This is a genomic window from Actinomadura bangladeshensis (genome assembly GCF_004348335.1).
GTDB classification, from domain to species: domain Bacteria; phylum Actinomycetota; class Actinomycetes; order Streptosporangiales; family Streptosporangiaceae; genus Spirillospora; species Spirillospora bangladeshensis.
Genome location: NZ_SMJW01000017.1, coordinates 46,326 through 56,318, shown reverse-complemented (window position 1 = coordinate 56,318; position 9,993 = coordinate 46,326). Strand labels below are relative to the sequence as shown.

Sequence of the window (9,993 nt, the reverse complement as noted above, 5' to 3'; positions counted from 1 at the left end):
GCGCTACGCGGCGGGGACGGCCGGGGCCGTCCTCGGCCTGCTGTTCGTGCTGAAGGTGCTGGACATCGGGTTCGACGCCGTGCTCGTCCGGCCGTTCGACCTGGTGCTCGACTGGCCGCTGCTGGGGCCGGCCGTGGAATTCGTGGACGAGTCCGCCGGGCGGGCCGGGGCGATCGCCGCCGTGGTCCTCACCGTGGTGCTGGCGGCCGGGGTGATCGCGCTGATGTCGCTGTCGGCGCTGCGCCTCGGCCGGGTGGTCGTCCGGCACGACCGGGCGGCGGCGCGGGCGGCGGCGGTGCTGGGGACGGCCTGGGTCGTGTGCGCCGTACTCGGCGCGCAGCTCGTCCACGGCGTGCCGGTCGCGTCCCGGAGCGCGGCGGTGCTCGCCTACGACCACGCGCGGGCGGTGCGGGCGAGCCTGAACGACCGAGAGGAGTTCGCGAAGGCCGCCGCCGTCGACAGGTTCAGGGACACGCCGGGCGACGAACTGCTGGCCGGGCTGCGCGGCAAGGACGTCCTCCTGGCGTTCGTGGAGAGCTACGGGCGTTCGGCGGTGGAGAGCCCGCAGTACGCGCCGCGGGTCGACGCCGTCCTGGACCAGGGGTCGCAGCGGCTCCGCGAGGCCGGGTTCGCCGCGCGCAGCGGATGGCTCACCTCGTCCACGGCGGGCGGCGGCAGCTGGCTCGCGCACGCGACGCTGCTGTCCGGGCTGTGGATCAACAACCAGCAGCGGTACCGGACGCTCGTCAACAGCGACCGGCTGACGCTGAACGGCGCGTTCCGCAAGGCGGACGCGCGGACGGTGGCGCTGATGCCGGCGATCACGCGGGCCTGGCCCGAGGGGAGGTTCTACGGGTACGACAAGGTGTACGACGACCGGAACCTCGGGTACCGCGGCCCCCGGTTCAGCTTCGCGACCATGCCGGACCAGTACACGCTGTCGACGCTGCAGCGCACCGAACTGGCGAAGAAGGACCGGCCGCCGGTGATGGCGGAGACGGCGCTGGTGTCGAGCCACGCGCCGTGGGCGTCCATTCCGCGGCTCGTCCCGTGGGACGAGGTCGGGGACGGCTCGGTCTTCAACGGGATGGGCAAGGGCTACGACGCGCCCTGGCCGGCCGGCGGCCAGATCCGCACCGAGTACCGCAAGTCGATCGAGTACACGCTGAACACCCTGGTGTCGTACCTGGAGACGTACGGGAATGACAGGACGGTGCTCATCTTCCTCGGCGACCACCAGCCCGCGCCGCTCATCACCGGTGCGGGCGCGAGCCGGGACGTGCCCATCACGGTCGTCGCCAAGGACAAGGCCGTCATCGACAAGATCTCGGGCTGGAACTGGCAGGACGGCCTGCGGCCCGGCAAGGACTCCCCGGTGTGGCCGATGAGCGCGTTCCGCGACCGCTTCCTCACCGCCTTCGGCTGATGACCGCGGTCGGGGAGCCGGCGGCGCCGCCCGGTGCAGCACCGGCCGGCCGGTTCCGGGCGCTGCGCCGGAACCGGCGATGGCCGCTGGCCGCGGTCGCGGCGGCGCTGCTGGCGCAGATGGCGTTCGCGATGCTCGCCACGGCCGTCGCCCAGTCCCCGACCATCGACGAGCCCGTGTACATCGGCACGGGCGTCACCTACCTGCGCGACCACGACCTTCGGCACAACCCCGAGCATCCGCCGCTCGGCAAGATCCTCATCGGTGCCGGGGCGGTGCTCGGCGGCGCCCGCCTGGACGCCTCCTTCACCGGGAGCGACCTGGAGGTCGGGCCCCACCTCCTGTACGCGTCGGGCAACGACGCGCAGCGCGTCCTGCTGGCCGCGCGGCTGCCGGTCATCGTCCTGACGCTGCTGTTCGGGCTGGTCGTCTTCGCGTTCGCGCGCGACCTCGCCGGCCCGGCCGGCGGTGCGGCGGCGCTCGCCCTCTACGCGTTCTCCCCGGACGTCATCGCGCACGGCTCGCTGGCGACGCTCGACGTGCCCACGGCCGGGTTCCTGCTGACATCGGTGTGGCTCGCGTGGCGGGCGCGGCGGCGACCGCGGCTCTACGTCCCGCTCACGGGGCTGGCGCTCGGCGCGGCGATGGCGACGAAGATGAGCGCGCTTCCGGCCGTCCCGGTGCTGCTGGCGCTGGTGGCGGTGTCGATCTGGACGTCGTGCCGGTCGCGCGGTGCCCGGCGGCCCATCGCCGCCGCCCTGCTGTCGGCCGCGGGCACCGGCGTGCTGGCCGCCGGGGTGGTGTGGGCGGCGTACCTGGCCGTCGATCCGCGGCTGCGGTGGACGGCGCCCGCCGGCGTCCCGGCGATCGGCGGGCTCCGCGGCCTCCTCGTCGACGTGCTGCCGTTCCCGAGGCCGTTCCGGGACGGGATGCGCGTCCAGTTCGGCTTCGAGGACCTGACGTGGACGGGCTTCCTGTTCGGCGACACCTACCGGGGGTCGCGCTGGTACTACCTGCCCGCAGCGCTGCTGGTGAAGACGCCGCTGGGGATGCTCGCTCTGTGGGCGGCGGGCGTCGCCGCGATGGCGCTGCTGACCCGCCTGCGCCCGGCCGCGCCGTACGTCCTCGCGCCGGCGGCCGTGCTGCTGGCGGTGGCGATGACCGGGGCCCGCGACCTCGGCGTCCGGTATGCGATCTTCCTCCCGATGTTCCTGGCGGTGGCGGCGGCCGGGGCGGTGCTCGTCGGCCGCCGGGCGACGAGGATCGCGGTGGGCGTGCTGGTGCTGTTCGTCGCGGTCAGCTCGCTGCGGGCCTTCCCGTACTACCTGCCGTACTCGAACGAGGCGTTCGGCGGGCCGTCCAAGACGCACCTGTACCTGCACGACTCCAACGTGGACTGGGGTCAGGATCTGGGGCGGCTCGCCGACCGGCTGCGCGGCCGCTACCCCGGTGAGCGGGTCTGGCTCGCCTACAAGGGCAGCGGCGTCCCGTCCTACTACGGCATCCGCGCGGCCGACCCGCTCACCGTGCCCCCGGACCGGGTGCACGGCCTGCTCGCGGTGTCCGACAGCTGGATCGCCAAGGACGACCCGCGGCTCACCCCGCTGATCGCCTCCAGCACGCCGGTCGGCGAGGTCGGCCACTCCATCACGATCTTCCGGCGGCCGTGAGCCGTCAGCGGCGGCGGGCGTGGGCGCGCGACCACAGCGCGGGCCAGCCGCCGTGCGCGAGCCAGGACGCGGGGACGCGCAGGCCGTGCTCGGCGATCTCGTCCCAGAACACGGAGGTGTCGGCGCCGAGGTCGCGGGCGGCGGGCAGGGCGCGGTGCCAGGGGCCGTCCTCGTCGGCGAGCGTCGTGGCCGGGTAGCCGGGGACGGTGACGGTGCGCGGCGGCGCCACGAGGGCGAGACCGGTGCCGGGGGCGCTGCACGTGACGGCGATCGCGAGCGCGCAGAGGAGCGGCTCGGCCGACGGCTTCGCGAGGGCGTGCGCGATGACGGGGTCGTCGCGGACGGCGAGGGCCCCGATCGCGCGGCGGACGCGGCGCGCCACGAGGTCGGCGGCGTAGGCGCCGGCGACGGCCGGATCTTCGGCGGGCGGGCGGGCCGCGCCGTATCCGGCCCCCTCGCGCCAGCTCGCCAGGCCGGCGTCCGCCCACTCGCGCAGCACGGCGTCCGGCACCGCGGCCGGTTCGCGGACGCCGCACACCTCGTCAGTGGTCGTCGTCGTGGCGGCGGCGCCGGCGCAGGTCGTCGAGGCGGTCGCGGCGGCTCTGCGTCGCCAGCCGCCGCTCGCGTCCGCCGAGCGCGTGCCGGCGTTCCAGCACCCGCTCGAGTTGCTCGGGCCCGAGGACGTCGCTGGCGGCCGACGCCAGGTGCAGGGCCGCCCACCGCTCCTCTTCCACGGCCCGCGCGGCGGCGGCGCCGACCCGCCGCGTCACCGAAGGGCCGAACAGCGCCACCAGGAAGCCGGCCCGCTGCCCGAGCCGGTGCGCGCCGTCGACGCCCACGACCCGCAGCGCGGCGAGGACGGCGTCGCGCTGGTCGCCGTGCGCGCCGTCCAGCCGCGCCGAGCGGAAACCGGCGCCGAGGTCGACGCCCGCGCCCGCCGCGACGACACCGCCCGCCGCGCCGGCCTGGTCGAGCAGCCGCGCCGGGCCGGACGGCCGGGCGGTCCAGGCATGCCGCCCCGACGCCACCACACCGCCGGCGGGCCTGATCTTCACCCGGCCCGTCCTGCCCGCCGGGGCCCCTGCGGCCAACCGGTTTCAGCGCGGGGCCGCGGCGCTCCCGTACCCGTGGGCGACGAGCCGCTCGGCCATCCGCGCGTACGCGGCCGGGTCCTCCGGGGCGCTGGTCGCCAGCCCGTCCACGTACCGGTTGTACATGCAGAACGCGGCGGCGATGAGGACCGCGTCGTGGATCTCGACGTCCGTGGCGCCGGCCTCGCGCGCGGCCGCGATGTGCGCGTCGCCGACCTCCCGGCCGCCGCGCTGCACGGCGGCGGCGATGGCCAGGAGCGCCTTGAGCTTGGCGGATACGGGCGCGGCCTCGGGATCGGCGTGGATCTGCCGGACGAGCGTCATGCCGCCGGGCAGCTGCGCGGCGGCGCACGCGCCGTGCGAGGAGGCGCAGAACCGGCAGCCGTTCAGCTCGGACACGTAGGCGGCGATCAGCTCCCGCTCACCGCGGTCGAGCGGGCCGGGGCCGCGCAGCAGTGCGTCGGCGAGCGCGCTGAGCGGGCCGGCCGTCTCCGGCCGGAACCGGAGCAGGGACGGCAGCCCGGGGACATTCTCGTCCAATTCGATATGCGCCAAGGACCGCCTCCAGAGGAACGATGTAGGGAATTCCTCTTATCCTCGTACGAACACCCTCAGGCCGATAGTTTTCTCGCCACTCCACAAAAGGTCATGGTCTCCTGCGGCTCGCCCCACGGATTGGGTTCGGGACGCCACCGGGAGCACGACACCACTCCGGGATCGACCAATTCCAGGCCGTCGAACAGCGCCTCGATCTCCGCGGCGGTCCGGGCCCTGAGCGGGTGCGGGGTGCCGCTCTCGTTCCACGCCTCGACGGCGGCGTGCGTGACGTCCACGTCCAGGCAGGCGTGCGACAGCGCTACGAAACTGCCGGGGGCGAGCGCGCTGGCGAGCCGGTCCAGGATGCCGCGCGCCTCGCCGTCGTCGGTGATGAGGTGCAGCAGGGCGAGCATCATCAGGGCGACGGGCTTGCCGAGGTCGATCGTCGCGGAGGCCTCGTCGAGGATCCGCTCGGGGTCGCGGACGTCGGCGTCGATGTAGCTGGTGGCGCCCTCCGGCGAGCTCGTGAGGAGCGCACGCGCGTGGGCGAGCACCAGCGGGTCGTTGTCGACGTAGACGATGCGCGACTCCGGCGCCACCCGCTGGGCGATCTCGTGGGTGTTGTCGGCGGTCGGCAGCCCGGTGCCGATGTCGAGGAACTGCCGCACGCCCTCCTCCCCGGCCAGGTGGCGGACGCAGCGGCCGAGGAAGAGCCGGTCGGTGCGGGCGGCTGCGACGATCCCGGGGACCCGCCGCGCGACCTGCTCGCCCGCGATCCGGTCCACCTCGTAGTGGTCCTTGCCGCCGAGCCAATAGTCCCAGACCCGCGCCGACACCGGGCGGTCCGAGCGGATCCCGTCGTCCGCGCCGCCCCTTCCACCCGCGCTCATGCGGCCTCACCTCCGGATCCGGGGACGCGCCCGCCCCCGGGGGATGCCGACGCTACACGCCCGGCCGCGGCCCTGCGGGTGAGGTCGGTCACGCGGGGCCGCGCGCCGGCCCGGATCAGCCGGTCGTGCTGTGGGTCGCCCGCGCGCGTTCGGCCGCCTCGGTGATCGTGCGGTCGGCGACCTGCCGGTCCTGCCACCCGCGCACGTCGGCGGCCTTGCCCGGTTCCAGGCTCTTGTAGATGTCGAAGAAGTGCGCGATCTCGTCGAGGACGTGCTCGTGCACGTCCCGCAGGTCCTGGACGCCGGCGTACCGGACGTCGCGGGACGGCACCGTGAGCACCTTGGCGTCCGGGCCCTTCTCGTCGTGCATCCAGAACACGCCGACGCTGCGGACGGTGATCTGGCAGCCGGGGAACGTGGGCTCCTCCAGCAGCACCATCGCGTCCAGCGGGTCGCCGTCCTCGGCGCAGGTGTCCGGGATGTAGCCGTAGTCGTGCGGGTACCGGGTCGCCGTGAACAGCATCCGGTCGAGCCTGATGCGGCCGAGCCGGTGGTCCATCTCGTACTTGTTGCGGGATCCGCCGGGGATCTCGACGACCATCTCGATCTCCATGAGTACCTCCCCCTTCCGCGGACCCTACCCGCCGGGAGAGGCGCTGATCGTAGGGTCGGGGCATGGACGCGCTGCGATTCGCCTACCGGCCGCTCCCCGTACGGGTCGTCTTCGGCGACGGCGTGCTCGCCGGACTGCCCGCCGAGGTGGACGCGCTCGGCCTGTCCCGGGTGCTCGTCCTGTCGACGCCCGGCCGGCGGGCGGACGCCGGACGCGCCGCGTCCCCGCTGGGCGCGCGGGTCGCGGGCGTCCACGCCGGGGCCGTGATGCACGTCCCGGCGGAGGCGGCGGCGGAGGCGTGCCGGGTCGCCGGGACGCTCGGCGCGGACGGCCTGCTCGCGTTCGGCGGCGGGTCGGCGGTCGGCCTGGCCAAGGCGGTCGCCAGGGAGACGGGGCTGCCGATCGTGGCCGTCCCGACGACGTACTCCGGGTCGGAGATGACGCCGACGTGGGGCATGACGGAGGACGGCGTCAAGCGCACCGGGCGCGACGAGCGCGTGCTAGCCCGGACGGTGCTCTACGACCCGTCCCTGACGCTGGGGCTGCCGGCGGCCGTGTCGGCGGCGTCGGCGATGAACGCGACGGCGCACGCCGTCGAGGCGCTCTACGCTCCGGACGCGTCGCCGATCGTCTCGCTGATGGCCGAGGAGGCGGTCCGCGCGCTGGCCGGGGCGCTGCCGGAGGTCGTCCGGAACCCCGGCGGCCTGCCCGCGCGAACCCGGGCCCTGTACGGGGCGTGGCTGTGCGGGACGTGCCTGGGCGCCACCACGATGGGCCTGCACCACAAGCTGTGCCACATCCTCGGCGGCTCGCTGAACCTGCCGCACGCCGAGACGCATGCGGTCCTGCTGCCGCACGCCCTCGCCTACAACGCCCCCGCCGCACCGGACGCCGTGGCGGCGCTCCGGCGGGCGCTCGGACGCGACGACCCGGCCCGCGCGCTCTGGGACCTGTCCGGTTCGCTGGGCCTGCCGCGTTCACTCAAGGATTTGGGCGCCGACCCCGCTCACCTGGACGATGTCGTCGCGCGGGCCGCCGCCGGCGGGTTCGCCAACCCGCGTCCGCCGGAGGAGGCGGGTCTCCGGGTCCTGCTCCGCGACGCCTGGGAGGGGCGTCCCCCGGCCGCCTCCTAGTGGGCGGCGGCGTTCCAGTCGGCGCCGGTGCCGATGGCGACCTCCAGGCCGACGCGGAGCGGGTAGGCGGTCGTCATCCGGTCGTGGACGATCTTCTCCACGGCGTCCCGCTCCCCCGGCGCCACCTCCAGGACGATCTCGTCGTGCACCTGGAGCAGCAGCCGGCTGCGCAGCCCGGCCTCGGTGAGCGCCCCGTCCACCCGCAGCATCGCGATCTTGACGATGTCGGCGGCGGAGCCCTGGACCGGCGCGTTCAGCGCCATCCGCTCGGCGGTCTCGCGGCGCCGCCGATCGTCGCTGGTCAGCTGCGGCAGGTAGCGGCGGCGGCCGAGGACCGTCCGGGTGTAACCGGTGACGCGGGCCTCGGCGACGACCTCGTCGAGGTAGTCGCGGACGCCGCCGAACCGGGCGAAGTAGGCGTCCATCAGCGGGCGCGCCTCGCCCATCGGGATGCCGAGCTGCCGGGCCAGCCCGAACGCCGACAGCCCGTACGCCAGCCCGTACGACATCGCCTTGATCTTGCGGCGCATGTCCGGGGTGACGGCGTCCGGGGCGACGTGGAAGACCTGCGCGGCCATCGTGGCGTGCAGGTCCTCGCCGGACGCGAACGCGGCGAGCAGCGTCGGGTCCTGCGACAGGTGGGCCATGACCCGCAGTTCGAGCTGCCCGTAGTCGGCGGTCATCAGCGACTCGAATCCGGCGCCCGGCCGGAACGCGCGGCGGATGCGCCGCCCCTCCTCGGTGCGGACGGGGATGACCTGCAGGTTCGGCTCGGTGGAGGTGAGCCGGCCGGTCGCGGCGACGGTCTGCTGGAAGGTGGTGTGGATCCGGCCGTCCGCGCCGATCTCGCGGATCAGCCCGGCGACGGTGGTGCGCAGCCGCGCCTGGTCGCGGTGCCGCAGCAGCACCTCCGGCAGCCCGTTGTCGGTCTGGGTGGCGAGCCAGGTCAGGGCGTCCACGTCGGTGGAGTGGCCGGACTTGGTCTTCTTGGTCCGCGGCAGGTTCAGCTCGCCGAACAGCACCTCCTGCAGTTGCTTCGTCGATCCGAGGTTGAAGCGGCGGCCGGCGATCTCGGCGGCCTCGTCGGCGGCGCGCTCCATCGCGTCGGCGAAGTGCCGCTCCAGCTCGTCCAGGAGGGCCGCGTCCACGTGGATCCCGGCGCGCTCGGCGCGGGCGAGCAGGTCCGACAGCGGCAGCTCGACGTCGCGGAGGACCGCGTCCATGCCGGTGGCCGCCAGGTCGGCGGCGAACGTCCCGGCCAGGTCGAGGACGGCGCGGGCGCTGAGCATCAGCCCGGCGGCCCCGTCGGCGGGCGGGCGCCGCCCGAGGTGGCGGCCGGCGAGGTCGGCGATGCCGTAGGCGGCCAGGCCCGGGAGCAGCAGGTAGGCGGCCATCGCAGTGTCGGTGGCGACGCCGCCGAGGCGCCGGTCGCGGTCGCCGAACACGCGCACGAGCGCCTTCACGTCGTGCACGGCCTTGGGGCGGGACGGATCGGCGAGCCATTCCGCGAAGGCGCGCTCGTCGGCCTCGGTGAGGGCGGACGGCTCGAACGAGGCCGCGCGGCCGTCGCCGGTCGCCAGCGCGATCCGCGCGATGTCGCCGGTGCCGCGCGCCCACGTCCAGTCGGCGGCCAGCCCGATCAGGCCGGTGCCGTGGGCGCCGAGCCAGCCGGCCAGCTCGTCCGGGCCCAGCTCGCGGCCCCGCACCGGTTCGGGCCGCGCCGCCTCGGCGGGACGGCCCCCGCCCGGGTCGGCGGCGAACAGGCGCTGACGGAGGCTGGCGTTGCGGAACTCCAGCTCGTCCAGCAGCGCGGTGAACGACGGCAGGTCGTAGGGGCGGCGGCGCAGGTCGGCGGGCGCGACCGGCAGGTCCACGTCGCGGACGAGCTCGGTCAGCCGCCGGTTGAGCCGTACCGAGTCCTGCGCGGCGCGCAGCTTCTCCCCCGCCTTGCCCTTCACCTCGCCGGCGCGCTCCAGCAGAGCGCCGAGCGACCCGTACTCGCGGACCCATTTCGCGGCCGTCTTCTCCCCGATACCCGGGATGCCCGGCAGGTTGTCGGACGGGTCGCCGCGCAGCGCGGCGAAGTCGGGGTACTGCGCCGGGGTCAGCCCGTACTTCTCCCGCACCGCCTCGGGCGTGTAGCGGATCATCTCCGCGGCCGTCCGGTAGAAGTACAGGACGGTGACGTCGTCGCTGACCAGCTGGAGGACGTCCCGGTCGCCGGTGACGACCAGCACGGCCATGCCGTCGGCCTCCGCCGCCGTCGCGAGCGTCGCGATCACGTCGTCGGCCTCGTAGCCGGGCGCGCGCAGCACGGGCAGGCTCATCGCCGCGAGCAGGCGGTCCAGGACGCCGAGCTGGCTGCCGAACTCCTCCGGCGACCGGGCCCGGGTCGCCTTGTACTCGGGGAACGCCTCGGTGCGGAACGTCCGGCGCGACACGTCGAACGCGACGGCGGCGTGCGTCGGGCGCTCGTCCCGCAGGACGTTGGCGAGCATGTTCGCGAACCCGTACACGACGTTCGTCGGCTGCCCGGAGGTGGTGCTGAAGTTCTCCACCGGCAGCGCGTAGAAGGCCCGGTAGGCCAGCGAGTGGCCGTCCAGGAGCAGCAGGCGGGGCCGGTCGGTCATGTC

The 9,993-nt window shown here is 75.0% G+C and carries 9 protein-coding genes; 3 read left to right on the top strand and 6 right to left on the bottom strand.

Annotated features, from left to right (window positions below):
• Together E1284_RS41215 and E1284_RS05860 are read left to right on the top strand one after the other, a co-directional pair.
• Nucleotides 1–1,426, top strand: a 1,426-nt coding sequence (locus E1284_RS41215; protein ID WP_165965135.1) for an alkaline phosphatase family protein, incomplete at its 5' end; no start/stop codon positions are given.
• Entirely contained in the window at nucleotides 1,426–3,096 is a 1,671-nt protein-coding gene (locus E1284_RS05860) for an ArnT family glycosyltransferase (RefSeq protein ID WP_131937880.1), read from the top strand. The genes E1284_RS41215 and E1284_RS05860, both read left to right, overlap by 1 nt.
• A gap of 4 nt (nucleotides 3,097–3,100) precedes the next feature.
• Here E1284_RS05860 and E1284_RS05855 read toward each other — a convergent pair whose 3' ends face one another.
• From E1284_RS05855 to E1284_RS05835, 5 genes are all read right to left on the bottom strand, one after another.
• Entirely contained in the window at nucleotides 3,101–3,634 is a 534-nt protein-coding gene (locus E1284_RS05855) for a hypothetical protein (RefSeq protein ID WP_131937878.1), read from the bottom strand.
• Between the two features lie 4 nt (nucleotides 3,635–3,638).
• Complete coding sequence (locus tag E1284_RS05850; RefSeq protein ID WP_131937876.1) at nucleotides 3,639–4,151, bottom strand: hypothetical protein; 513 nt, start codon at nucleotides 4,149–4,151, stop codon at nucleotides 3,639–3,641.
• 42 nt (nucleotides 4,152–4,193) lie between these two features.
• On the bottom strand, nucleotides 4,194–4,742 hold the full coding sequence (locus E1284_RS05845) for a carboxymuconolactone decarboxylase family protein (RefSeq protein WP_131937874.1): 549 nt from the start codon (nucleotides 4,740–4,742) through the stop codon (nucleotides 4,194–4,196).
• Nucleotides 4,743–4,798: 56 nt separating this feature from the next.
• Nucleotides 4,799–5,614: an SAM-dependent methyltransferase gene (locus E1284_RS05840; protein ID WP_131937872.1), complete on the bottom strand. Its 816-nt coding sequence runs from the start codon at nucleotides 5,612–5,614 to the stop codon at nucleotides 4,799–4,801.
• Between the two features lie 115 nt (nucleotides 5,615–5,729).
• Nucleotides 5,730–6,227, bottom strand: a complete 498-nt coding sequence (locus tag E1284_RS05835; protein WP_131937870.1) for an inorganic diphosphatase — start codon at nucleotides 6,225–6,227, stop codon at nucleotides 5,730–5,732.
• A 62-nt stretch (nucleotides 6,228–6,289) separates the two neighbouring features.
• On the opposite strand from E1284_RS05835, the gene E1284_RS05830 reads away from it, so the two are divergent.
• Nucleotides 6,290–7,360, top strand: a complete 1,071-nt coding sequence (locus tag E1284_RS05830) for a maleylacetate reductase (RefSeq protein WP_131937868.1) — start codon at nucleotides 6,290–6,292, stop codon at nucleotides 7,358–7,360.
• Here the strand turns inward: E1284_RS05830 and polA are convergent.
• Nucleotides 7,357–9,990 carry a DNA polymerase I gene (polA, locus tag E1284_RS05825; RefSeq protein WP_207923584.1) on the bottom strand — a complete coding sequence of 878 codons (2,634 nt, stop codon included), beginning with the start codon at nucleotides 9,988–9,990 and terminating at the stop codon, nucleotides 7,357–7,359. The genes E1284_RS05830 and polA overlap by 4 nt on opposite strands.
• Between the last annotated feature and the right edge of the window lie 3 nt (nucleotides 9,991–9,993).